This is a genomic window from Pedobacter sp. Leaf132, from assembly GCF_920984695.1.
In the GTDB taxonomy this organism is placed as follows: domain Bacteria; phylum Bacteroidota; class Bacteroidia; order Sphingobacteriales; family Sphingobacteriaceae; genus Pedobacter.
In genome coordinates this window covers 153,965-179,501 of record NZ_CAKLBO010000006.1, presented here as the reverse complement: position 1 = coordinate 179,501, position 25,537 = coordinate 153,965, and the positions used below count along the sequence as shown (strand labels likewise).

Here is a 25,537-nt window from a genome sequence, read left to right as displayed (position 1 = left end):
CATAAGAGGGCATAAACACTAAAGTGAAAAGCAAGACCACATCGTCATTGCGAGGTATGAAGCAATCTCTTAGGCGTTAGATTGCTTCGTGCCTCGCAATGACAGACATAATTTAAACCCGATTGAAGTGGAAATACTTTTTTAGATGGATAACAAAAAAGATTGCCACGTCGTTCCTCCTCGCAATGAAGGAAATGGAGCAGCATGACAGAAGTTTAAAAAAGATTGAAACGGAAAGGCGGGACTGCATTAAACGAAGGATTACTGAAACTGCTTTTCAAAAAAAATATAATAATGCATCGTCAATTAATGAACCATAATGCTTTAATAAGATGATACTCAAGTCTTGATACCTTCATAAGCGGCAGGCAAGCTTGATACTAAATACTAATACACTCGCTTAATCCTCCCCTCTGGGGAGGGTTGGGTGGGGCTATAATACTAAAAAAATGTTACATCGTCCGCGAAGATTGAGGAAAAACCCGTTGGTTAGAGAGATGGTAGCCGAAACCCGACTATCGAAAGATATGTTTGTGTACCCTTATTTTGTGGTGCCTGGAACAAATGTTATCCATGCTATTGATGCAATGCCTGGCGTTAATCATTATTCGATTGATACTCTGGTTAAAGATGTTGAGGCTGGAATGAATAAAGGTTTGAACAAAATCATGCTTTTTGGTGTTGGAGACGAGAAATCGGCTGATGCCAGATCTGCTTATCACGACCATTCATTAGTGCCAACCGCAGTTCGTGAATTAAAAAAGCATTTTGGTGATAGTTTGTATGTGATTACTGATGTATGTGTATGCTCTTACACCACACACGGACATTGCGGAATTATGGAGAACGATTATGTTCAGAATGATAAAACCGTTGATGTAATTGCTAAAATGGCTTTAACACATGCGCAAGCTGGCGCCGATATGTTTGCACCATCTGATATGATGGATGGCAGAACTGAAGCGATGCGGAATCTCTTAGATGAAAATGGTTTCGTAAATGCCGCTATTATGAGTCACGCTACAAAGTTTGCATCTGCTTATTATGGCCCATTTAGAGAAGCCGCAGATTGCGCTCCAAGTAAAGGTGATAGAAAGGCCTATCAAATGGATTTTAGAAATCCTTTGGAAGCACTTCGTGAAGCACAATTGGATGAACAGGAAGGTGCCGATGTTTTGATGGTTAAACCAGGCTTGGCTTATTTAGACATCATTCAACGTTTAAAGCAAGATACTAATTTGCCTATTGCAGTTTATAATGTCTCTGGCGAATACTCGATGGTTAAAGCCGCCGCAGAACGTGGCTGGATTGATGAACAAAAAGTGGTTATGGAAACCATGCATGCCTTTGCCAGAGCCGGAGCAAGTATTATTACAACTTACCATATAAAAGATATTTTAAATAACGACTGGATTTAGGAAGTTGTAAGTTATAAGTTTTACGTTTTGGCGTTTGCTTAACTGGACCAGAACTTCTAATTTAATAAGAGAGTTGTATGTAGGTTTTAGTTTGGATACTTAAAACTTAGTACGTAGAACTTAAAACACAAAAAAATGTTAGATTCATTAAAAAAAATGTTTTCGGGTAACGAAGCCGATATTCCTGTAAATACCGGAAGTAAACCAGATATTTCTAGAGTAAAATCGGCTGAATTGTATGAGAAATCTAAAACGTATTTCCCGGGTGGTGTAAACTCTCCGGTAAGGGCCTTTAAATCTGTTTACGGCACGCCTCTTTTTATCGAAAAAGGCGATGGTTGTTACATTTGGGATGCTGATGGAAATCAGTTTATTGATTTCTGTGGAAGCTGGGGACCATTGATTTTAGGTCACAATAATCCTAAAATTCGGGAAAAAGTTACTGAGGTAATGCAAAACGGAATGAGTTTCGGTGCGCCAACGGCTTTGGAAAATGAATTGGCAGAATTGATTATCAAAAACAATCGTTTTGTAGAGAAAATTCGTTTCACAAGTTCCGGTACAGAAGCCGTAATGTCTGCCATTCGTTTGGCCAGAGGTTTTACCGGCAGAGATAAAATTATCAAGTTTGAAGGCTGCTACCATGGGCATAGCGATTCACTTTTAGTTAAAGCTGGTTCTGGTTTAGTTACATTTGGCGAAACTTCTTCTGCAGGTGTTCCAAAATCTTTTGCTGAAGAAACAATTGTGATTCCTTTGAATGATACAGCAGCTATTGAGGAGGCTTTTGCTCAGTTTAAAGATCAGGTTGCTGCGGTAATTATTGAGGGTATCCCGGCTAATAATGGATTAATTTTACAGGATGAAGAATACATCAAATTTCTGCGTAAAATTTGTACCGATAACAGGGTTTTATTGATTTTTGATGAGGTAATTACCGGTTTTCGTGTTGGTTTTGAAGGTGCAGCGGCACATTACGGCATAACGCCAGATATTGTTACCTACGGTAAAATAATTGGTGGCGGTTTGCCTGTGGGTATGTATGGTGCTAGCGCTGAAATTATGTCGCACATTTCGCCTGATGGTGGCGTTTACCAGGCGGGTACTTTATCCGGAAATCCGGTAGCTATGGCCGCGGGTATCGCAACTTTAATTGAATTGAACAAATCGGGGTTTTATAAAGATTTGAATAATAAAACACAAGATTTTGTTGCGAGTATTCAGCGTTTTGCTACCGCGAGAAATTATAAGTTTAAGGTTTTTACAGTTGGTTCTATTTTTTGGTTTGCTTTTACCGAGAAAGAAAAAATTCAAACAGCTGATGATATTGATGCGGGTAGCATGGAAAAATTTAAAATAATGCACCGCGAACTACTGAACCGTGGCATTTATTTAGGTCCATCAGGGTATGAAGTTGGTTTTGTATCTGCAGCGCACACAAAAATAGAATTGGAAAAAGCGAAGAGAGCAATTTTTGAAGCGCTTGATTTGGTGTTTAGAAAGTAGGTTCTTTTTAGCCACGGAGATTTTTTACCATAAAAGGCATTAGCCAAACATCATTAACAGGTACGAAGCAATCTTAAAGCTTCGGGTTGTAAAATAGCGATTGTTATGGAATTGCTTCGTGCCCCGCAATAGAGAGAGCGTAAATAGCTCTGAGGGGGTTGTCACCGTTTGGAGAGTGCAGGGGGAAATTTAAGTTTCTTTCTGAGGGCTAAATTCCCTAAACCCGATTGAAGTGGAAATACTTTTTTGAGCAGTAACCCTGAATAAAGTGTCATGCTGAGGCACGAAGCATCTGCAACCGATGAAACACCTGCCTGCCGCAGGCAGGGATGCTCTGTACCTTAGCATGACAGAAGTTAAAAAAAATTGAAACGCCCGCCTGCCGGAGGGCAGGAAAGGCGGGGCTGAAATAACCAAAATGAACAGAAAATTGCTTTTCAAATAAATAGAATAAAATGGTTCGTGAGGACACAAACCATGGCAATAATAAAAAAATTAAAACACCATTAGGGGTTGGGGTATGAAGAAATCAATTATCATATTTTACGCGTTATTGCTTTACGCATTAATTCAGCTCATTTCCTGGGGCACTTTGGTGGTGCGCTTGCAACCAAGCCGCATGACAATGATTATGGGCGAGGGTTCTGTGTTTTTGTTTTTGCTTTGTATTGGCGGATATTTTCTGCATCAATCGTTAAAACGGGAAGATAAATTAAGAGAGCAACAGCAGAATTTTTTAATGTCGATAACACACGAATTGAAATCGCCTTTGGCTGCTATAAAACTTTCTATTCAAACTATTGTTAAAAGAGATTTGGATAAAGCCCGCCAGGTTTCTTTATTAAATAATTCGTTAAAAGATATCGAGCGTTTGGATGATTTGGTAGAAAATATGCTATTGGCTACCAAAATTGAAAACCGATCTTATACATTTCCGAAAGAAGAGTTTAACTTTTCGGAATTGGTTTATAGAATTACGGATAGATTGCAGGTGCATTCTTGCGGGAATGAGCAACTTATAAATGCTCAAATTCAGCCAAATTTGCAGTTAGTGGGTGACAAATTTGCCTTATCGTCAGTTGTTACCAATTTAATAGAAAATGCAGTTAAATATTCGAGTCCATGTGATGAGATAAATGTGCTTTTAAACCAGGTGGATGGGCATATTCAGCTGAGTGTAATTGATAAAGGACCAGGTATTTCAGATGCCGAAAAAATGTTGATATTTGATAAGTTTTACCGCGTTGGTAATGAGAATGTCAGAAAAGCGAAGGGAACAGGTTTAGGCTTGTTTATTGTGAAAGAGGTTTTACAATACCATGATGCAGATATTACAGTAAAAGACAATTTGCCTCAGGGAAGTATTTTTGAAGTAACATTTAGTTAATCTCAATTATGTCACAAAAATTAAGAATATTATTGGTAGAAGACGAGGATCACTTGTTAGATGCTATTAAATTAAACCTCGAACTTGAGGGTTATAAAGTTCACGCCGTTAAAGATGGCAAAACCGCTCTTAAAATATTTAAAGAAGAACGCTTTAATCTAATCATTTTAGATGTTATGTTGCCTGAAATGGATGGTTTCCAGGTTTGTGAAACAATCCGTTTAGAGAATGCAGAAGTTCCGATTATGTTTTTAACAGCTAAAAATACATCAGAAGACCGTGTTTTAGGTTTGAAAAAAGGAGCTGATGATTATTTGGTTAAACCTTTCAACTTGGAAGAATTAATTCTTCGCGTTGGAATTTTAGTTAAACGTAGTTTAAAATCAGACGATTTAAAGGAGTTAAATTCTTATAAAATCGGTGATAAAACTATCTATTTTAATTCTTTTGAGTTGAAACATGATGATGGCACCATTACGCCGCTAACTAAAAAAGAAACGATGTTATTGAAGCTTTTAATTGAGCGTAAAAATGATGCTGTTTCTCGTGAACAGATTTTAGAAACAGTTTGGAATTATGATGTTTATCCATCAACAAGAACGATTGATAACTTCATTTTAACATTCCGTAAGTATTTTGAACCAGACCAAAAAAATCCCGTATATTTTCATTCAATCCGTGGCGTCGGCTATAAATTTACCGATATTCATTAATGTATAATAGTCTTGGCAGGTATGTATTGATGGCCGTTTTTTTACTGGCGGCATTGGTATGTATGTTTGTGGTTCAGTACGAACTTGCCGCTGTTGCAGGCCTTTTATTTGTTTTTGTTATCTGGAGTCATTTCAGGCATGGTTCTGTTTTAATGGCTTCTAAATATTTCAAAAATAATGAGTTTGAAAAAGCAAAGCTGATGCTTGCAGAAGTGCCAAACCCAGAGCGATTATCGAAAAACCGCAGAGGTTATTACGAGTTTATGCAGGGAAATATTGCCCTCAAAGAAGAAAATTACGAAAAGGCTGAATATCATTTTCAACTGGCTAGCCGTTTTCCGGTAGGCGGTAAAACCCAAAAAGGCTATGTGCTTATACATTTGGCAAACCTGGCGCTAAGAAGAAAAGATAGAGAGAAAGCAGAAGCTTATACAAAAATTGCTAAAGAACTGGCAGAATCAGCACGGTCTAAAGATATAATTGTTAAACTTGAAAAAGAAATAAGCAAATTATAATATTAGTATTGTCATTTTGAGAAACGAAGCACCGGTTTAGGAATAAAAAGGTTCTTCGTTTTTTTTTTATTTATACCTTTGCGCAATTAAATTTTTTACACTTAAGTCATCCTGAATTTATTTCAGGATCTATTTATTAAAATGATGCTGAAATAAATTCAGCATGGCGATAGAGTGGAACAGCAACAACAAATCATGGAGAATAATTTATTTTTAGACGCAGCATTTTCGAAACAAACAGAACGTCCACCGGTGTGGATGATGCGCCAGGCTGGTCGTTTTATGCCGCAATATTGGGAGATAAAGAACAAATACTCGTTTTTAGAGATGTGTAAAACCCCTGAAATTGCAGCCGATGTAACCATGTTGCCTGTTGATTTGTTGGATATTGATGCAGCGATTTTATTCTGTGATATTTTAGTAACTGGAGAAGCAATGGGTGGCGATTTGAGTTTTACTCAAGGCGTAGGACCAAAATTTGCAAATCCGGTGCGTAACGCTCAAGATATTGAAAACTTAAATGTAGATTGTTTAGATGAATTGCAGTATGTTGCAGATGCAATTAAAGTGATTCAACAACGATTAAACGGTCGTATTCCATTAATTGGTTTTGCTGGTGCACCTTTTACTGTTATGAGCTATTTAATTGAAGGTGGCTCATCTAAAGATTTTAAGTTAACTAAGCTTTTTATTCATAATCAACCAGAATTAGCACATAAACTTTTAGCAAAGATTGCAAAGGTTACTGCCGATTATTTAAACCTTCAAATTGCTGCCGGCGTTAATGCGGTTCAGATTTTCGATAGCTGGGCATTAGCATTGTCGTGGAACGATTATCAGGAGTTTTCTCATCGTTACATTCAGGAAATTATTGCAAACCTAAACAGAAAAGATATTCCGGTAATTTCCTTCTGTAAAGGAAGCTCGGTTTTTGCACCAATTATGGCAGAAGCTAAGCCAGATGTAATTTCTGTTGATTGGAATGCAGATTTATTAAACATAAAAAATGCTTTACCAAATGGCATAGCTGTACAAGGGAATTTAGACCCACATATTTTATATGCTGATAAATCTGTAATTAAAGCGCAAATACACAAATTGTTTGAGCGTATGCGTGGCACAGAAGGTTTTATCTTCAATTTAGGACATGGTATTATGCCAGATATTCCTTTTGATAATGTGAAATATGCTATTGATGTGGTAAAGGAGTTTAGGTATTAAATCCTAAATCTCCTTAAATGAAGTTTGGACAGCTAGTGTAAATTCTAGAGAGATGATAGAAATCCTTTTGCCATATTATCAATATTTTAAAGCAGTACACATTGTATTCGTAATTAGCTGGATGGCGGGTTTGTTCTACATCCTAAGTCTTTTTATTTACCATACCGAAGCAAACGAAAAACCAGAAGCTGAAAAAAGTATTCTGATTAAGCAGTTTACAAAAATGGAAGCTACATTATGGAAAATTATAGCCACACCGGCCATGATTATTTCTGTTTTAGCTGGTGTTGGTATGCTTACTCTAAATCCTGGTTTGATGAAAGCAGATTGGATGCATGTTAAACTTGGTTTTGTGGCAGGATTATTAATTTATCATTTCATCTGCCAGAATATTGTAAAGCAGTTAAAAAACAATCAATTCAAAATGACAAGTTTTCAGCTCCGTTTATGGCGAGAGTTGGCTACGATTTTTATGATTGCAATTGTTTTTGTGGTTATTTTAAAAAGTGCTATCAATTGGATTTATGGTTTGATTGGCATAATGGGTGTTGCCATAGTTATTATGATTGCAGTTAAATTGTATAAGAATTATCGTTTAAAGAAGTAAGCTTTGGGCTGAAAGATTAAAGCATACTATAGATAACCATTCTTTGTTTTCTTTGCGTAAACTTAGTGTTCTTTGCGGTTAAATAAACGAAAAACTATCCTAAATTTGGGCGATAAACCCAAACACATGTTTACAGCTTCAGTTTTGAAGAAAACTTCACTTTTAGTATCATTTCTTTTTTGCTCATATTTTGCTTCTGCACAGTTTAATCAATCAGCATTAGAAAATAGAATTCGTCCCGATAGTAGCTTAACCAACGAAGTTCATTTTAACTTCTACAACCTCAACTTTGTTCGTAATTACGAATATACCAACGATTTTCATGATGGTTATACTTTGTATGGAACGCAGTTGCAACCTCAAATTACGTATTTTGCCCATCCCAATTTGGCCATTACCGCCGGTGCTTTCATTCGTAAAGATTTTGGTAGAAACGGAATTACTGATGCTAAACCATTATTCAGTTTAAAATATCATAAAAGAAATTTAACCCTAATTTTCGGAAGTTTGGAAGGTGGAATACAGCACAAATATATCGAGCCACTTTATAATTTTGAAAGAACCTTAACCAATCCGATTGAATATGGTACGCAGTTATTGGTTGAGCGTAAGCGGTTTAATCTGGATGCCTGGATTGCATGGCAAAAGATGATTGAAAAGGGTGAAGCTGCTAAGGAAGAGATTGTTGGAGGTTTATCTACAGAAACCACGATTGCTGAAAATAATGGCTGGAAATTTACTTTCCCTGCACAATTTTTGGCTTTCCATCAGGGAGGACAAATTGATGTTTTAAAAGAAATTCCGATTAGTACAGTTTTTAATGGTGCCGCTGGTCTGAAACTCCATAAAGAAATTAATAGCAACATTAAACAAGTCTACACCGATAACTATATAGCGGTTTATAAAGATTTATCGCCAGATAAAAGAAGGGCTTTTCAGGGTGGTTTTGGCGTATGGCTAAATGCAGGAGTAGAAAGTAAATGGGGAAGTTTAGTTGCTTCTTACTGGAAAGGAAATAATTTTATTTCTATTAAAGGTATGCCGCTTTATGAATCTGTTTCGAGTAATTTATACACTAATGGTTTAAAGCAAAGTGGCAGAAATATTGTTTCATTGCGTTATGCTTATCAAAAAGAATTGATTCCTAATTTATACCTCGATGTGCGCTTTGAACCCCATGTCGATTTGGATCATACCGACAAGCAATTGCAGTTTAATCATTCGTTTTTCTTGATTTATAAGCAGGATTTTAGATTGTTTAAATTGAGAAAAACAGATTAATTCATTATTGCCCTTTTTTAAAAGTTATTATTTTATAAAACAGATTTACATCTTCCTAAATAAACTATCAAAAATTTATTGGTTAAGTTAATTAAAGGTAACATTAAACTAGATCATTTTATTTTCTCAGAAGAATGGGTTAAATAATATGATTTTAGGTTTGACTTTCCAAGCAATAATATTAGATTTGCACAAAAAAAATTGATACATGAGCGTTTTAGTAAATAAAGATTCTAAGGTTATCGTTCAGGGTTTTACCGGAAACGAAGGAACTTACCACGCCGAACAAATGTTGGCGTATGGTACAAACGTAGTTGGTGGTGTAACGCCTGGCAAAGGTGGGCAATTACATTTAGAAAAGCCTGTTTTTAATACTGTTAAAGATGCTGTTGATAAAACCGGAGCAAATGTATCTATCATTTTCGTTCCGCCGGCTTTTGCTGCTGATGCGATTATGGAAGCTGCCGAAGGTGGTATTAAAGTGATTGTTTGTATTACTGAAGGTATTCCAACTAAGGATATGATTCAGGTTAAAGAATATATTTCTGACCGCGATGTTACACTTATCGGCCCAAATTGCCCTGGTGTAATTACTGCTGATGAAGCTAAAATTGGTATTATGCCAGGATTTATCTTCAAGAAAGGTCACGTAGGTGTGGTTTCTAAATCAGGAACTTTAACTTACGAAGCTGTAGATCAAGTGGTTAAAGCTGGCTTAGGTATTACTACCGCTATCGGTATCGGTGGCGACCCAATCATTGGTACACCAACTGTTGAAGCAGTTAAATTATTAATGAACGACCCTGAAACTCACGGTATCATCATGATTGGTGAAATTGGTGGCGGTATGGAAGCTGAAGCTGCTCGTTGGATTAAAGAAAATGGTACTAAACCTGTTGTTGGTTTCATCGCTGGTCAAACTGCTCCTGCCGGACGTAGAATGGGTCACGCTGGTGCAATTGTAGGTGGCGCTGATGATACGGCTGCTGCAAAAATGAAAATCATGCGTGAGTGTGGTATTCGCGTTGTAGAAAGCCCGGCTGAGATTGGTGCTGCAATGGCAGAAGAATTAGCAAAATAAGATTTATAAAATCATATAAATGAAAGCGTTTCGATTAATTTCGAGACGCTTTTTTTTGTTTACTAAGTTAGTTGGTTATTAGTTTTGCCACGGAATACACTGAAAAAAAGGAAAGAATTTAGAATTTGATGATTTTTTTTGCCACGGAAGCACGGAATACACAGAAAAGAAATAGTGAGAAGGAGAAATTTGTTTAGATTAGTTAAAATTATCGTTCATGGATTATCAAATAAGACAAGATAATCTTCCCTATAAAAATGAAACTGATTTAATTATTAATGCGTCAATCGAAGTTCATAAAGCTTTGGGCTGCGGTTTTTTAGAAATTGTTTACAAAGATGCGCTTTGCATTGAGTTTGAACGAAGAGGTTATTTTTTAGAAAGAGAAAAGTATTATCCTGTATACTATAAAGATATTCTACTCCCACATAGTTTTTATGCAGATTTTATTGTTTTCGACACCGTAATTCTCGAAGTTAAATCGAAAAGCGGAATTGCGAATGAAGATTTAGCTCAAACCATAAACTATCTAAAATGCTCCGAATGCAAAGTTGGTTTGGTTTTAAACTTTGGCAAACCAACTTTAGAAATTAGACGTGTGATTTTATAAAATCCAAATTCCGTGTCTTCTGTGTTTCCGTGGCAACTTCAAGAGAAAAAATATCATCTCTTTGTAAACACTAAGTCAAACATTTCAACATACAAACCAAATTGAAATCTATAGCGTATATTGATGCATGAGAACGATGTTAAATAAACTATTTTTGATTTCTACTGTTGCAATAATTACAAGTTTATCTGCTTGTGCACAAAAGCAAGAGAAGAAAGAAGTTGAAAAGGTAGAACAAGTAAAAAATATAACAGCCAAAAAGAAAATGAATTGGAATGCATTAACACCCGAAGAAGAAAGAGTAATCGTAAATAAAGGCACAGAATATCCAGGTACAGGAAAGTATGAGCATACAACCGAAAAAGGCACCTACACATGTAAGCGTTGCGATGCAGCTCTATATCGTTCGGAAAGTAAGTTTGATGCTCGATGCGGATGGCCGGCTTTTGACGATGAAATCAAAGGTGCTGTTAAACGTATTCCAGATGCAGATGGCTCGCGTACAGAGATTGTTTGCGCAAACTGTGGCGCACATTTAGGTCACGTATTTATTGGTGAAGGATTTACCAACAAAGATACTCGTCATTGCGTAAATTCTATCTCGATGAATTTCGTTCCGGATAAGAAATAAAGGTGGGTATAGTAGGGTTAGGTTAAGGTGTACAGCGAATGTTGTACACCTTTTTTTGTGCTTGTAAATCAAGCTGTTTTTCCACAATTTATTGATTATAAACTAAATGCTTATATTTGCAGGCTCGATAAAGAAATTTTAGCCTATGAAGTATTTTCTGATATTAAGTTTTTGTTTCCTGTTTTTACAAGGTAAAGCACAAAATTCTGACTCATCAAATGAACCTGAAAGCATCAAGAAAACAGTCTTAGCAACTTATTACCACAGAAAATTCGAAGGTCGCAGAACAACAAGCGGCGCAAAATACAGAGCTAAAAAACACACCGCTGCGCATCGCACATTACCCTTCGGAACAATGATTACAGTAACCAATCCGGATAACGGAAAATCGGTTGTGGTTAAGGTTAATGATCGTGGTCCTTTCTCTAAAAGATTAGCTATAGATTTATCAGAAAGTGCTGCAAAAGAAATTGGTATCTATCATAAAGGTGTTGCTACGGTAGAACTTAGCTATACTGTTGAATAACATTCTATTTAGCTCTAATCTACACCTCAAATTGCCCTCAAATTTAAGTTATTAACACTCAAATTTGTTTGCTAACCCCTTGAAAAGAAACAATTAGCTTTTTTTTTGATTGAAAATGATATTTAGCTGATTGATTTCTCCACCGGTTTCACGGTAGTGTTAACAACTTTGGTTCACAAAAAAGGGCTCCTGTATATATATTTGTTTTAACAAAGTTCTTCAACTTCTGGCGCTAAAAAACAAATACAAAAGCTTAGTTTTTAGTAATTTATATGCGAATCTCTCTGATTACAAATTTAAATTTACCTAACTAAAAACTACGTTGTTTGCCTGGCGACGAGGTTGGTACTTTCACTCTAGAGTTTTAATAAAAACATTTCAATCATCATATAAAATTGATGAATGCGTGGTTTTGTCGGCTCTGTTTAAAATGAAGTTTAAAAAATATCAGCTTATGGAACAGGAATTATTACTACAAGAAAATAAAGACAGATTTGTGCTTTTGCCTATAAAATATCCGGCAATTTGGGAAATGTATAAAAAAACTGAAGCTAGTTTCTGGACAGCTGAAGAGATTGACCTTTCTGATGACCAAAAACACTGGGATAATTTAAATGATGGCGAAAGACATTTTATCTCACACATTCTTGCTTTCTTTTCTGCTAGTGATGGTATTGTTAACGAAAATTTAGCCGTTAACTTCATGAGTGAGGTTCAGTTACCAGAAGCTCGTTGTTTCTATGGTTTCCAGATTATGATGGAAAACATCCACGCCGAAACCTATGCCTTATTAATTGATACTTACATTAAAGATCCAGAAGAAAAAGATCGTTTATTCCACGCTATCGATACTGTTCCGGCAGTAAAAAGAAAAGCAGAATGGGCACTTCGATGGATAGAAAACGGAACTTTTGCAGAACGTTTAGTTGCTTTTGCCGCAGTTGAAGGTATTTTCTTCAGCGGAAGTTTCTGTTCTATTTTCTGGTTAAAGAAACGTGGCTTAATGCCAGGTTTAACTTTCAGTAACGAGTTAATCTCTAGAGATGAAGGCTCACATTGCGAATTCGCCTGCTTACTGTACAGCATGTTAAGCAATAAACTAAGCGAAGAGCAAGTTCATGGAATCATCAGCGATGCTGTAGAAATTGAAAAAGAATTTATTACAGATGCTTTGCCAGTTGCTTTAATTGGTATGAACGCAAAATTAATGAGCCAGTACATCGAGTTTGTTGCCGATAGATGGTTACAAGAATTAGGCTACAAAAAAATCTATAACGCAACCAATCCTTTCGATTTTATGGAGATGATTTCATTGCAGGGAAAAACAAATTTCTTTGAAAAGCGTGTTGGCGATTATCAGAAAAGTGGCGTATTAACCTCTGCTGATAATAAAGCTCAGGCCTTTTCTTTAGATGAAGACTTTTAAGGTTGGGGGTTAAAATTAAAAAGTTTAAAGTTGAAAGCTCGCCCTTGCCTTCATTGCAAGGAACGAAGCAATTTTAATGCAAGAGAAAATAAACAAGAATTATAAACGTGATTAACAAGTCTTGATACTTGATACGCACTACTAAATAAAAAAACATGCCTTAAAAGTCCTCCCTTCTGGGGAGGGTTGGGAGGGGCGCTAAATCTCATAAATTATGTTCGTACTAAAAAGAGATGGCCGGAAAGAGCCGGTACAATTTGACAAAATCACAGCTCGTATTCAAAAGTTGTGTTATAGTTTAAATGCAGACCTTGTAGATCCAATTGATGTTGCCAAGAAGGTAATTGAAGGTCTATATGATGGTGTAACTACATCAGAGTTAGATAACCTTGCCGCAGAAACCGCTGCTTCGTTAACTACAAAACACCCTGATTATGCTTTACTGGCATCGCGTATAGCGGTTTCTAACTTGCATAAAAACACTACAAAATCATTCTCGGGTACGATGAAAATGTTGTACGAATACTTCGACCCGAAAGCGCAAAAAGCCGCACCGCTTATCGCTGATGATGTTTATGAGATTATTGAGAAAAACGCTGATATTTTAGATAGCTCTATTATTTACGATCGTGATTTTGGTTTCGACTATTTCGGTTTTAAAACTTTAGAAAAATCTTATCTGTTAAAAGTAAACGGTAAAATTGTTGAGCGTCCTCAGCATTTATTTATGCGTGTTTCTGTTGGTATCCACAAAGAAGATATCGAGAGCGCAATCAAAACGTATAATTTAATGAGCGAGCGTTGGTTTACACACGCTACACCAACATTATTTAATGCGGCTACGCCGAAACCTCAAATGTCGTCATGTTTCTTATTAACTATGCAAGATGATAGTATTGAAGGTATTTATGATACATTAAAACAAACTGCTAAAATTTCTCAAAGTGCTGGTGGTATTGGTTTAAGCATCCATAACATTCGTGCTACGGGTTCATATATTGGTGGTACAAACGGTACAAGTAACGGTATTATTCCGATGTTACGTGTATTTAATGATACAGCCCGTTATGTAGACCAAGGCGGTGGTAAACGTAAAGGTGCTTTTGCAATTTATTTAGAGCCTTGGCATGCAGATGTTTTCGAATTCTTAGACTTGCGTAAAAATCATGGTAAAGAAGAAATGCGTGCCCGTGATTTATTTTATGCCCTTTGGATAAACGATTTGTTTATGCAACGTGTTAAAGATAACGGCGATTGGACATTATTCTGCCCACACGAAGCACCGGGTTTAGCAGATTGTTTCGGTAAGGAGTTTGAAGATTTATATACTAAATACGAAGCTGAAGGTCGCGGACGTAAAACCATTAAAGCACAAGAGCTTTGGTTTGCCATTTTAGATTCGCAAATTGAAACAGGTACACCGTATATGTTGTTTAAAGATGCAGCGAACAGCAAATCTAACCAACAGAATTTAGGTACAATCAAGTCTTCTAACTTATGTACGGAGATTATTGAGTACACCTCTAAAGATGAAGTGGCGGTTTGTAACTTAGCATCATTAGCATTACCCCGTTTTGTTATCAATGGCACTTTCGACCACCAAAAATTATACGATGTAACTTATCAGGCTACTTTAAACCTGAATAAAATTATCGATCATAACTATTACCCGGTTCAAGAAGCTGAAAACTCAAACATGCGCCACCGTCCGGTTGGTTTAGGTGTGCAAGGTTTAGCTGATGCATTTATTTTATTGCGTTTACCATTCGAAAGTGATGAAGCAAAACGTTTAAACAAAGATATTTTCGAAACGATTTATTTCGCATCGATGACAGCTTCTAACGATTTGGCCGTAAAACATGGTCCTTACCAAACATTTAAAGGTTCTCCGTTATCAAAAGGTCAGTTCCAGTTTGATTTATGGAATGTAACACCAGATAGCGGCAGATGGGATTGGAGTGCTCTACGTAAAAAAGTAGTTAAAGATGGTGTATACAACTCTTTATTGGTTGCGCCAATGCCAACGGCTTCTACTTCTCAAATTTTGGGTAACAACGAATGTTTCGAGCCATATACTTCAAACATTTACACTCGCCGAGTATTAAGTGGAGAATTTGTTGTGGTAAACAAACACTTATTGAAAGATTTAGTAGCATTGGGTTTATGGAACAACGATATGAAAAACCAAATCATATTGGCTAATGGTTCAATCCAGGCAATTCCATCTATCCCAGATTACATTAAAGAATTATACAAAACAGTTTGGGAGATCAAGATGCGTAACATCATCGATATGGCTGCCGACCGTGGTGCATATATCTGCCAGTCTCAATCTTTAAACTTGTTTGTAAATGCGCCAAATACTTCAAAATTAACTTCAATGCACTTCTACGCATGGGAAAAAGGTTTGAAAACCGGAATGTATTATTTACGTACTCAGGCTGCATCACAAGCGGTTAAATTTACAGTAGAAAACCAGGGTGGTAAAGCAATTGAAGCTGTAATTCCTGCAAACATTCCTCAAGATCAGGTTGCAGAGGAAATTGTAGACGGGCCAGTTTGTTCAATGGAAGAAGGCTGTATTAGTTGTTCAGGTTAAGCTGAGAGCTTAAAGCAGAAAGATTAAAGCGAAAAGCTGACCACTTCGCCGTCATTGCGAGGTACGAAGCAATCTTAAAGCAATAATATCATAAGGTTTTGGGCAAACGCTCAAAACCTTATTTTTTGTTTATATTTTTGTAATGCAATTGGGCTAACCTTACGCCTTAAACCTTATGCCTTCAACCGTAAAACATAGCAAACACGAAATCATTCCCTGCGAACGGTGCGGAACGGCTATAGAGTGCAAGGCAAATTCTTACACCAAATGCCAATGTAGCGTGGTTCAATTGAGCATTAACGAAGTGCAATATATCTCAGAATTGTACGATGGTTGTTTATGTGCGAAATGTTTATTCGAACTGCAACAGGAGTATAGAGAAGAAATAGGGGTTTAAAAAACTAATTATCCGTCGGCTGAAGCCAACGGCAATGAAATGCAATGAGGTTATAGGTGGGTTATTCATTGCAGGCTGCTTCAGCAGCCTGAGCATATAAGGGTTGTATGTAGGCTTTAGCCAAAGTAAATGTAGTTGTTGTCTTGAGTATATCGAAGAATCATCATCATTTCCTTGATTAAAAACTTGAAAAGCAGGTTTCTGCTCTTTTCGGTTGCTACAATCCCGCCATTCCTGTCCGTCTGGCAGGCGGGCGCTTCAATCTTTTATGTTCCTTCGACAAGCTCATTATTACAAATAAAAAGTATTTCCGCTGCTGCCGGGTTTAAGTAACAAAAGATTGTTTTCCTGAAAATTTGCAGTTTTTATAATTTCAAATTTTTTATCCGTCGGCTGAAGCCAGACGGAAATGAAATGCAATGAGGTTATAAGGTGGATTATTTATTGCAGTCGGCTTTAGCCGCCTGTGTTTAGAAAAAATTTGCAATAGCTTTAGCCAAATTTTTAAACTTTGCAGCCTTACATAGTAACAAAAACTTCTCAACCTAAACGGGATAGGAGCGATATACTTTTTTGTTGCATTACTAATGCTTTCACAGTGACATTAACAAAAAAGATTTAGCGGATAGCCCGACTAACAATAATCTGAACTACTGCCTTTGCTTTTCAAAAAAAAACAATTACAAAATTATACCGTTCTACTTTTAACAAAATAGTAACTTTGCGCATTAATTTTGAATGAGTGAATTTTGAATGAATGAATTCGTAAAGCGTAATAAACATTCAATCATTCTCTAATTCATTAATTCAATTATTTGAAGATATGAAGAAAGTAAACGTTGGCTTGGTACAAATGACTTGTACTAATAATAAGCAGGAAAATTTAGATAAGGCGATTGCAAAAGTGCGTGATGCAGCGGCGAAAGGTGCTCAAATTGTATGTTTGCAAGAACTTTTTACATCGTTATATTTCTGCGATGTTGAAGATTATGCAAATTTTGATTTAGCCGAGGCTATTCCTGGTCCATCTACAAATGCTTTGCAGGCTGTTGCTAAAGAATTGGGTGTTGTGATTATTGCTTCTTTATTTGAGAAACGTACGGCAGGGATTTACCACAACACAACCGCGGTTTTAGATGCTGATGGTTCTTATTTAGGTAAATATCGCAAAATGCATATTCCTGACGACCCTGCTTTTTACGAGAAATTTTACTTTACACCAGGCGATTTAGGCTACAAAGTTTTTGATACCAAGTTTGCTAAAATCGGTATCTTAATTTGTTGGGACCAATGGTATCCTGAAGCTTCGAGAATTACGGCTCTGATGGGTGCAGAAATTATGTTTTACCCTACGGCAATTGGTTGGGATACAACGCAAGATGAGGAAACTAATAAAGACCAATATAATGCTTGGCAAACCATACAGCGCTCGCACTCGGTGGCGAATGGTGTTCCGGTTGTGAGTGTAAACCGTGTTGGTTTTGAACAAGATGGCGCCATGAAATTCTGGGGTGGAAGTTTTGCAACTAACGCACAAGGTAAATTGCTTTATTTAGCTTCGCATGATAAAGAGGAAACTGAAGTGGTAGCATTGGATTTAGACCAAAGCGACTTTATGCGCAAGCATTGGCCTTTTTTAAGAGATAGAAGGATAGATTCTTATCAACCAATTACGAAAAGGTTTATTGATGAGGATTAAGCAGAAAGGTTAAAGACCAAAGCTTAAAGCGAAAAAAGATAAAATATTGTCATCTTGAGCGGTGACATTCGTTATTGCGAGGCACGAAGTAATCTCATTCAATTAATATAAGGAGATTGCTTCGTGCCTCGCAATGACTAAGTAAAAACGTTAGTACTAACACAAAACAAATGTCAAATTTCCCTCCAAAAGAACTTTTAAATATTAATCAATTCGATTACTCTCCAAAACAACAGGGATATACTTTTCCTGCCGAATGGGCAAAGCATGAAGCAACCTGGTTAAGCTGGCCACACAAAGAAGCGAGCTGGCCGGGTAAAATCGAAACAATTTACAAGCCATATTGTGAGTTTATTAAAATTGTGGCAGAAGGAGAAAAAGTCCGTATTAATGTAAGGGATGAAGAAATGAAAGCTTTTGCAATTTCTGAATTAAATAAAGTTGAGGCAGATTTATCACAAATTGAGTTTTATTTTAATGAAACTAATGATGCCTGGTGCCGAGACCATGGTCCGGCGTTTGTGCTTAAAGGTAATGAAAAAGCAGTTATCGATTGGGGTTACAATGCTTGGGGTGGCAAATATCCTCCATTTGATTTGGATGATGTTGTACCGACTAAAATTGCAAAACATTTCGATTTACCCTTATTTACACCAGGTATTGTAATGGAAGGTGGTTCGGTAGAATTTAATGGAACAGGAACTGTTTTAACAACGACTGCTTGCTTGCTGAACGAAAATCGTAATCCACATTTAACTAAAGAGCAGATTGAAAAATATTTGCTGGAATATTATGGGCAAGACCAGGTTTTATGGTTGGGTGATGGAATAGTTGGCGATGATACAGACGGGCACATAGACGACATAACGCGTTTTGTTAATGAAGACACTGTCTTAACGGTTGTAGAAAGTAATCCGCTGGATGAAAACTATATTTTGTTACAAGAAAATTTAGAGGCTTTGAAAGCCATGAAATTGAAAGATGGCCGCTCGCTTAATATTGTGGAGTTGCCAATGCCATCGCCAGTAATTTTTGATGATACCCGTTTGCCTGCATCTTATGCTAATTTTTACATTGCAAATTCGGCGGTTATTGTTCCGGTTTTTGATGATGTAAATGACCAAAAAGCATTAGATATTATTCAGGGTTGTTTCCCGGATAGAAAAGTAGTTGGCATTAACTCTGTAGATATTATTTGGGGATTGGGAAGTTTCCATTGTTTGAGTCAGCAGGAGCCAACCCCCTAACCCCCTAAAGGGGGAAGATATCAATTGTTAACAATTCACAATTAATACTAACTTTACAACAGTTTAAATTTTTACACATTATATAAGAGTCCCCTTTAGGGGATTTAGGGGTTATGAAATTACTAGAAGGAAAAACAGCATTAATTACTGGCGCATCGAAAGGTATTGGTCGTAAAATAGCTGAAAAATTTGCAGAGCAAGGTGCTAACGTAGCATTTACATATTTATCATCAGTAGAAAAGGGAGAGGCTTTAGAGCTAGAATTGCAAAGTTTTGGAACTAAGGTTAAAGGTTATCGTTCTGATGCTTCCAAATTCGACCAGGCAGAACAATTAATTAATGATATTGTAGCTGAGTTTGGAACGATTGATATTGTTGTAAATAATGCCGGTATTACCAAAGATGGTTTATTAATGCGTATGAGTGAAGAAAATTGGGATGATGTAATTAACATTAACTTAAAATCTATCTTCAACGTTACAAAAGCGGCTTCTAAAGTAATGATGAAGGCTCGTAAAGGTGTATTTATCAATATGAGCTCTGTTGTTGGTGTACAGGGAAATGCCGGACAGGCGAATTACGCTGCATCAAAAGCCGGAATTATTGGTTTTACAAAATCAGTAGCCAAGGAATTAGGTTCTAGAAATATCCGTGCTAACGTTGTTGCTCCGGGTTTCATCCGCACAGAAATGACAGAGGTTTTAGACCCTGCAGTTGTTGCAGGTTGGGAGAAAGATATTCCACTAAAACGTGCTGGCGAAACCGAAGATATTGCTAATGTTTGTGTGTTCTTAGCATCAGATATGAGCGCTTATGTAACCGGGCAAACACTATCTGTTTGCGGCGGAATGCTGTAAAACAGGTAAAGGGTTTAAGGTGGAAGGTTTTCTTTCCATCCATTTAAAAATATAAAGGCGTGAGATGGGCTTTAACCCTAAACCTTACGCCTTTTAGTTTTTACCTGATTAAATACTTTCCTCCAACTTCTTTGATATCTGCTAAATTTCTATTCTTCTCAAAAGCCAAATATCCAGGTTGTAAGTTTATCCAAAAAGCTGCTTGAGTTGGAAACTGTGCTACATACTTCTTCATATTTCCGTCAGTCATTTTGAAGGGAAAAATATTTACCGGAATCTTGTCCTGGCCATTATTCTTCGCTTCAACTGCCAAAACGTAAACTTCTTTAATTTTCTCGTCGGTTAAGGGTATGCATCCAACTGTTACACAATTGCCATGAATATAAATTTCGCCGCCGGTTTTGCGATTTTTTCCCGTTCTGGTTAAATCTACATTATTTGGATAATTAATGCCCAGTGATAAATGAAAACTGCTCATGGGATTAAAAACATTGATGTGGTAGAAGCCTTCTGGCGTTTGCTTATCGCCTTCAATAACCTTTGGCCCCAGCGTACCAGAATGAGCACAGAAATCATAAGTTCGAAATAACCTGTATTTCTTTTCAGCGTCTTTTTTTAACCAAATCTCCAATTTGCTTTCAGCTTTGTATGCGTTTATCAGCATCGAAAAATTATGTCCAAAACCATCTGCTTTCAAAAATTTTTTAAGTGTTTCCCACTTTTCCTCGTAAGCTTTTTCTACTCTTTCGAATTTGATTTGGGTGGCTTTGAAATTACTTTGAGCGCTTGCCATTATACTTAAGGATAGAAAAAAGATTAGACACATGAATTTCATAATGTTGGTTTGAGTTAAAGCTAAATATTTATTTAAAATTTTGATACATAAACACAGATTTACATGGAACTAAAAAATATTTTTTCCGTTGATTCAGTGCTTCCGTGGCGAAAAGATAGTTCGTATAATTCTTGCCTTTCTTTGCGGTTAAACACAAAATTAGCATCTTTATAAAATATGAATAGCATTTTTGCAGGTACTTCTATTTTGTATTTTCTGGGTTGCCTTGCTTTGGGTATTTTATATGGGTGGTTGCTTTATCGCAATAATAAAAACCTCGAAAAAAAACTTCAATATGGATTAACAGCAATCAGAATTGTTGTTGTAACCGCAATCGCCTGGCTTTTATTTGCTCCATTAATTAAAACCTTAAATTATAATTTAGATAAGCCTGTAATCATCATTGGGCAAGATAATTCACTGTCGGTGGGGCAAGTTAAACCTGCGGGCTTCGACCAGAAATTATACGAGCAAAATCTTAAATCTCTTCAGGATAAATTATCAGATAAGTATGAAGTAAGGGCTTATAACTTCTCGGATAAAATTAACGATGGATTCGACTTTAAGAATCAGGGTAAACTTTCTGATGCATCAGCATTTTTCCAAAAAGTTAAAGATGAATATGCCAATCGAAATGTTGGTGCAATTGTTCTGGCAACCGATGGTATTTTCAATCATGGAGGAAATCCTTTATACAACATCAATCAAATAAATGCGCCAGTTTACACGGTAGCGTTGGGCGATAGTATTCCGAAAAGGGATGTGTTAATTGCAAATGTAAATTATAATAACATTGTTTATTTGGATGATGATTTTACCGTTGAAGTTCAGCTTCAGGCATATCAAAGCGATGGAGAAAATACATCTTTATCCGTAAATCTGAATGGTGCGAAAGTTAACCAGCAGAATGTATCAATCATCGGGAATTCTTTTGTAAAAACCATGCCGATTAAGTTGCATGCAGGGAAAATTGGCATTCAAAAATACACCATTCAATTGGCTACCCTGCAAAATGAAATCACAACCCGAAACAACACGCAAACATTTTACATTGAAGTAATTGATGGCAGGCAAAAAGTGTTGTTGGCTGCTGCAGCTCCGCATCCCGATTTAAGTGTTATAAAAGAAGCCATATCACTTAATAAACACTATGATGTTAAGCTTGCTTTAGCTGATGATTTAAGCGCAATAAGCCTTTCAAAGTTTGATTTAATTATATTGTATCAATTACCAGATGGTCAGAATATTTCCGCCTCATTTTTAAAGAATATTTCCAGCTTCAAAAAGCCAATCTGGTATATTTTAGGTGCTCAAAGTAACGTGAATGCCTTTAATCAAATTCAAAATCAAGTGAATTTGGCTTCCGCTAATGGCTCCGTACAAGAAGTTTATGCTGATTTAAATAGCGCCTTTACCAGTTTTAATCTATCAGAAGAAAATAAAAAACAATTTGCTGGCTTCGACCCATTGCTGATGCCTTTTGGAAGGTTAACTGTTAATGCAAGTGCTACGCCAATATTTAATCAACGTATTGGGAAAGTAAGTACAGCGCAACCTTTGCTTTTCTTTACAAATGAAAATGGTTTAAAGACTGGTTATTTAATGGGAGAGGGATTATGGCGATGGAAATTATCAGAAGCGGAGAATGATATCAGCCAATCGGGTTTAAATGATTTAATTTCTAAAACTGTACAGTACCTTTCTGTAAAAGATGATAAAAGGAGATTTAAGGTTTTTACCTCTAAATCTGCTTACGATGAAAACGAGTCTATTCAGTTTAATGGAACGCTTTACAACGAAAGTTATCTGCCCGTAAATGAACCGGAAGTGCAATTGCAGATTAAAAACGATGCAGGAAAGTTATTCAACTATGTTTTCTCAAAAACTGAAAATGGTTATCAGCTAGATGCCGGAAACATGCCCTCAGGAAATTATGCTTACGTGGCTGGTACATCTTTAGGTGGAAAAAAATTAACAGCTACCGGAAGTTTTTACGTGAATGCTTTAATTGCAGAATATCAGCAAACTACCGCTAACCATCAATTGCTGAATACAATTTCTAAGCAAAGTAACGGGCAGCTTTTTATGCCTAATGATTTAATGAAAATTGCTGATGTCATTTTAACTAACGATAACATCAAAACCATAAGTTATGAAGACCGTAAATATGATGAACTTATCAATTTGAAATGGTTATTCGCACTGATTTTAATACTGCTTAGTACCGAATGGTTTTTACGTAAACGCAATGGAGAGCTATAACATTTCTACGTCTGAAGTTATTGAGGTTTTAGGAACCATCGCTTTTGCCATATCTGGTACTTTTACTGCTATGCAGCGCAAATTAGATCCATTTGGTGTTTTAATTATTGCCTTCGTAACTGCAATTGGAGGCGGTACCGTTCGCGATTTATTAATTGGCGATACACCGGTTGCCTGGATGCGTGACATGCAAACCTGCCTGATAATTTTATTTACAGCACTATTAACCATGTTTTTTAAAACACATGTGCAGAAAATGAAAATTACACTTTTTCTGTTTGATAGCTTAGGCCTTGGCTTGTTTACAATGGTAGGTTTATTAAAAGGTATTGACTACGATTTAAATCCCGGAATCTGCATTACCTTAGGTACAATAACCGGTTGTTTCGGAGGAATTATCAGAGATACTTTGCTCAACACAATTCCTTTAGTGTTTAGAAGAGAAATTTATGCTTCGGCAAGTATTTTAGGTGGCATGCTTTATTACTTATTGATTCAAATCAATGTAGAAAGTATAGTTGCTAAACTTACTGTAGTCGCATTTATTTTTGTATTCAGAATTATAGCGGTAAAATTTAAGCTGTCGTTACCTAAATTTGAATATTGATAAAGATGAGATTAATTCGGCTCGCTAATCTAAAAGATAGAAGTATTAAGTCGCCTAAATTTTAAAATCCTTAAATCCTAAAAATCCTGCTCTAATCTTTTTTTTCTTCACGAATAATAACAAAAACATCTTCGTTATCTTTTTTCATGAAATATTTTTCGCGTGCAAATTTTTCAGCAGTATTAAGATTTGTACTCAATTCGTTTAAATCTTTTTTAATCTGAGCGGTTTCATTTTCGAAATATTCCTTTTCCTCCTGCAATTTATTAGCCTGGCTGCGGTATTCATACTGCGACATCATATCGTTTTTATCAAAAAACAACATCCAAATGGCAAAAGCAGCAGTTGCGAGGAAATATTTATTACGGAAAAGTTCTATTAAACGCTTCATAGGTTTTAAAAAATCGTCATTGCGAGGTACAAAGCATTCTATTACGAGATTGCTTCGTACCTTGCAATGACGTAAATGTATAAAAAAACATCCGAAGATTTAAAATCTCCGGATGTTCTCCAAATAAGTTTTTCAACTTCTTAACATTAAAGCTATCTGTCATGTTGAGCCTGTCGAAACATCTTATAGAAAATTCTTCGACAAGCTCAGAATGACATACTGTTTATTTTTTTGCGTATTTGAATTTCGAACCAATAAAACGAGCATTCTCGCCTAATTCCTCCTCAATACGTAGTAATTGATTGTATTTTGCAATCCTGTCAGAACGAGAAGCTGAACCTGTTTTAATCTGTCCGCAGTTTAAAGCAACAGCTAAATCAGCAATCGTAACATCTTCAGTTTCGCCAGAACGGTGACTCATTACCGATGTATAACCACTATTTTGCGCTAAAGTAACTGCATTAATCGTTTCAGTTAAAGAACCAATTTGGTTAACTTTTACCAAGATAGAATTTGCAGTTTCTTCATCAATACCACGTTGTAAACGCGTTACGTTAGTTACAAATAAATCATCACCAACCAGTTGCACACGGTCGCCAACTTTATCAGTTAAGCTTTTCCAGCCAGTCCAGTCGTTTTCGTCCATACCATCCTCAATAGAAATGATTGGATATTTTGCAGAAAGGTCAGCTAAATATTGTGCTTGCTCTTCGCTAGAACGAATTACGCCGGTAGCACCTTCAAATTTAGTGTAATCGTATTTGCCATCTTTGTAAAATTCAGACGAAGCACAATCCAAAGCAAGGCAAATTTGAGAACCTGGTTTGTAACCTGCTGTTTCAATTGCTTTTAATACCGTTTCAATTGCATCTTCAGTACCATCGAAAGTAGGAGCGAAGCCACCTTCATCTCCAACAGCTGTAGATAAACCTCTATCATGAAGAATTTTCTTTAAACTGTGGAAAACTTCAGTTCCCCAACGTAAAGCCTCAGAAAAAGATGGTGCACCAACCGGCATAATCATAAACTCTTGGAACGCGATAGGCGCATCAGAGTGAGAACCACCATTAATGATGTTCATCATCGGAATTGGTAAAGTATTTGCATTGACACCGCCAATGTAACGGTATAGAGGCTGGCCAATTTCATCAGCAGCAGCTTTAGCAACTGCTAAAGAAACCCCTAAAATAGCATTAGCACCTAAGTTACCTTTGTTTTCTGTACCATCAAGTTCCAACATTAATTTATCAATAGCGTTTTGCTCAAAAACATCAATACCTCTTAAAGCCTCGGCTATTTTAGTATTTACGTTTTCAACCGCCTTTAAAACACCCTTGCCTAAATAAGTTGCTTTATCGCCGTCACGTAACTCAACCGCTTCGTACTGGCCTGTAGATGCACCACTTGGTACAGCTGCACGACCAAAAGCGCCTGCTTCAGTTACAACTTCTACTTCTATTGTTGGATTACCCCTTGAATCAAGGATTTGTCTCGCATGGACATTAACAATTATGCTCATTTTATTTGATTTTTATTGATTTTTTAACCTGCTTAGTGTACAAAGTACAATTACTAAGTTTAAAATCAAAGTTAGTATATTTTTTAAATAAATAAAGCGTTTAGGGCGTTAATGTTACGATAGTAATTCTGCAATTTCCGTCACGCTGAATTTATATCAGCACCTTGTTTTTGTAAAGCAATATCAGTGATACTTAGGTTAA

Annotated in this window: 23 protein-coding genes; 20 read left to right on the top strand and 3 right to left on the bottom strand. The window is 36.4% G+C overall.

Annotated elements, in window-relative coordinates:
- Positions 1 to 449: 449 nt before the first annotated feature.
- The 18 genes from hemB to fabG all read left to right on the top strand — a co-directional run bounded on the left by hemB (position 450) and on the right by fabG (position 19,721).
- The gene (gene hemB / locus LUA86_RS13040; RefSeq protein ID WP_231463403.1) at positions 450 to 1,418 is read left to right on the top strand and encodes a porphobilinogen synthase; all 969 of its coding nucleotides are present in this window, start codon (positions 450 to 452) and stop codon (positions 1,416 to 1,418) included.
- A 135-nt stretch (positions 1,419 to 1,553) separates the two neighbouring features.
- Positions 1,554 to 2,924 (top strand): glutamate-1-semialdehyde 2,1-aminomutase, encoded by a 1,371-nt coding sequence (gene hemL, locus LUA86_RS13035; RefSeq protein WP_231463402.1) that lies wholly within the window; start codon positions 1,554 to 1,556, stop codon positions 2,922 to 2,924.
- Between the two features lie 520 nt (positions 2,925 to 3,444).
- Complete coding sequence (locus LUA86_RS13030; protein WP_231463400.1) at positions 3,445 to 4,311, top strand: sensor histidine kinase KdpD; 867 nt, start codon at positions 3,445 to 3,447, stop codon at positions 4,309 to 4,311.
- An 8-nt stretch (positions 4,312 to 4,319) separates the two neighbouring features.
- Positions 4,320 to 5,024 (top strand): response regulator transcription factor, encoded by a 705-nt coding sequence (locus LUA86_RS13025; RefSeq protein WP_109926856.1) that lies wholly within the window; start codon positions 4,320 to 4,322, stop codon positions 5,022 to 5,024.
- Positions 5,024 to 5,539 (top strand): hypothetical protein, encoded by a 516-nt coding sequence (locus LUA86_RS13020; RefSeq protein WP_231463398.1) that lies wholly within the window; start codon positions 5,024 to 5,026, stop codon positions 5,537 to 5,539. Before LUA86_RS13025 ends, LUA86_RS13020 begins: the two co-directional genes overlap by 1 nt.
- Before the next feature lie 195 nt (positions 5,540 to 5,734).
- The gene (gene hemE, locus LUA86_RS13015; RefSeq protein WP_231463396.1) at positions 5,735 to 6,760 is read left to right on the top strand and encodes a uroporphyrinogen decarboxylase; all 1,026 of its coding nucleotides are present in this window, start codon (positions 5,735 to 5,737) and stop codon (positions 6,758 to 6,760) included.
- 52 nt (positions 6,761 to 6,812) lie between these two features.
- Positions 6,813 to 7,367, top strand: a complete 555-nt coding sequence (locus tag LUA86_RS13010; protein WP_231463394.1) for a CopD family protein — start codon at positions 6,813 to 6,815, stop codon at positions 7,365 to 7,367.
- Positions 7,368 to 7,493: 126 nt separating this feature from the next.
- A complete protein-coding gene (locus LUA86_RS13005) occupies positions 7,494 to 8,648 on the top strand; it encodes a hypothetical protein (protein ID WP_231463392.1) in 1,155 nt (384 codons plus the stop codon).
- 208 nt (positions 8,649 to 8,856) lie between these two features.
- On the top strand, positions 8,857 to 9,729 hold the full coding sequence (sucD, locus tag LUA86_RS13000; RefSeq protein WP_231463390.1) for a succinate--CoA ligase subunit alpha: 873 nt from the start codon (positions 8,857 to 8,859) through the stop codon (positions 9,727 to 9,729).
- A 217-nt stretch (positions 9,730 to 9,946) separates the two neighbouring features.
- On the top strand, positions 9,947 to 10,339 hold the full coding sequence (locus LUA86_RS12995) for a GxxExxY protein (RefSeq protein WP_231463388.1): 393 nt from the start codon (positions 9,947 to 9,949) through the stop codon (positions 10,337 to 10,339).
- Between the two features lie 127 nt (positions 10,340 to 10,466).
- Positions 10,467 to 10,970, top strand: a complete 504-nt coding sequence (locus LUA86_RS12990) for a methionine-R-sulfoxide reductase (protein WP_231463386.1) — start codon at positions 10,467 to 10,469, stop codon at positions 10,968 to 10,970.
- 145 nt (positions 10,971 to 11,115) lie between these two features.
- Entirely contained in the window at positions 11,116 to 11,496 is a 381-nt protein-coding gene (locus LUA86_RS12985; protein ID WP_231463384.1) for a septal ring lytic transglycosylase RlpA family protein, read from the top strand.
- A gap of 430 nt (positions 11,497 to 11,926) precedes the next feature.
- Positions 11,927 to 12,922: a ribonucleoside-diphosphate reductase small subunit gene (locus LUA86_RS12980; protein WP_231463382.1), complete on the top strand. Its 996-nt coding sequence runs from the start codon at positions 11,927 to 11,929 to the stop codon at positions 12,920 to 12,922.
- 214 nt (positions 12,923 to 13,136) lie between these two features.
- Positions 13,137 to 15,521, top strand: coding sequence for a ribonucleoside-diphosphate reductase subunit alpha (locus tag LUA86_RS12975; protein WP_231463380.1), 2,385 nt, complete (start codon positions 13,137 to 13,139; stop codon positions 15,519 to 15,521).
- Between the two features lie 175 nt (positions 15,522 to 15,696).
- The gene (locus LUA86_RS12970) at positions 15,697 to 15,918 is read left to right on the top strand and encodes a cysteine-rich CWC family protein (protein ID WP_231463378.1); all 222 of its coding nucleotides are present in this window, start codon (positions 15,697 to 15,699) and stop codon (positions 15,916 to 15,918) included.
- 823 nt (positions 15,919 to 16,741) lie between these two features.
- The gene (locus tag LUA86_RS12965) at positions 16,742 to 17,617 is read left to right on the top strand and encodes a carbon-nitrogen hydrolase (RefSeq protein WP_231463376.1); all 876 of its coding nucleotides are present in this window, start codon (positions 16,742 to 16,744) and stop codon (positions 17,615 to 17,617) included.
- A 170-nt stretch (positions 17,618 to 17,787) separates the two neighbouring features.
- The gene (locus tag LUA86_RS12960) at positions 17,788 to 18,864 is read left to right on the top strand and encodes an agmatine/peptidylarginine deiminase (RefSeq protein ID WP_231463374.1); all 1,077 of its coding nucleotides are present in this window, start codon (positions 17,788 to 17,790) and stop codon (positions 18,862 to 18,864) included.
- A 113-nt stretch (positions 18,865 to 18,977) separates the two neighbouring features.
- Positions 18,978 to 19,721 carry a 3-oxoacyl-[acyl-carrier-protein] reductase gene (gene fabG, locus LUA86_RS12955; protein ID WP_231463372.1) on the top strand — a complete coding sequence of 248 codons (744 nt, stop codon included), beginning with the start codon at positions 18,978 to 18,980 and terminating at the stop codon, positions 19,719 to 19,721.
- Positions 19,722 to 19,821: 100 nt separating this feature from the next.
- Here fabG and LUA86_RS12950 read toward each other — a convergent pair whose 3' ends face one another.
- Positions 19,822 to 20,556, bottom strand: coding sequence for a murein L,D-transpeptidase family protein (locus LUA86_RS12950; RefSeq protein ID WP_231463370.1), 735 nt, complete (start codon positions 20,554 to 20,556; stop codon positions 19,822 to 19,824).
- A gap of 177 nt (positions 20,557 to 20,733) precedes the next feature.
- Here LUA86_RS12950 and LUA86_RS12945 point away from each other — a divergent pair, with 177 nt between their 5' ends.
- A complete protein-coding gene (locus LUA86_RS12945; protein WP_231463369.1) occupies positions 20,734 to 22,818 on the top strand; it encodes a hypothetical protein in 2,085 nt (694 codons plus the stop codon).
- The gene (locus tag LUA86_RS12940) at positions 22,805 to 23,425 is read left to right on the top strand and encodes a trimeric intracellular cation channel family protein (protein ID WP_231463367.1); all 621 of its coding nucleotides are present in this window, start codon (positions 22,805 to 22,807) and stop codon (positions 23,423 to 23,425) included. Before LUA86_RS12945 ends, LUA86_RS12940 begins: the two co-directional genes overlap by 14 nt.
- 91 nt (positions 23,426 to 23,516) lie before the next feature.
- Here LUA86_RS12940 and LUA86_RS12935 read toward each other — a convergent pair whose 3' ends face one another.
- Both LUA86_RS12935 and eno read right to left on the bottom strand, forming a co-directional pair.
- Entirely contained in the window at positions 23,517 to 23,816 is a 300-nt protein-coding gene (locus tag LUA86_RS12935; RefSeq protein ID WP_231463365.1) for a septum formation initiator family protein, read from the bottom strand.
- Between the two features lie 223 nt (positions 23,817 to 24,039).
- Positions 24,040 to 25,335 (bottom strand): phosphopyruvate hydratase, encoded by a 1,296-nt coding sequence (gene eno, locus LUA86_RS12930; protein ID WP_231463364.1) that lies wholly within the window; start codon positions 25,333 to 25,335, stop codon positions 24,040 to 24,042.
- Positions 25,336 to 25,537: the final 202 nt, after the last annotated feature.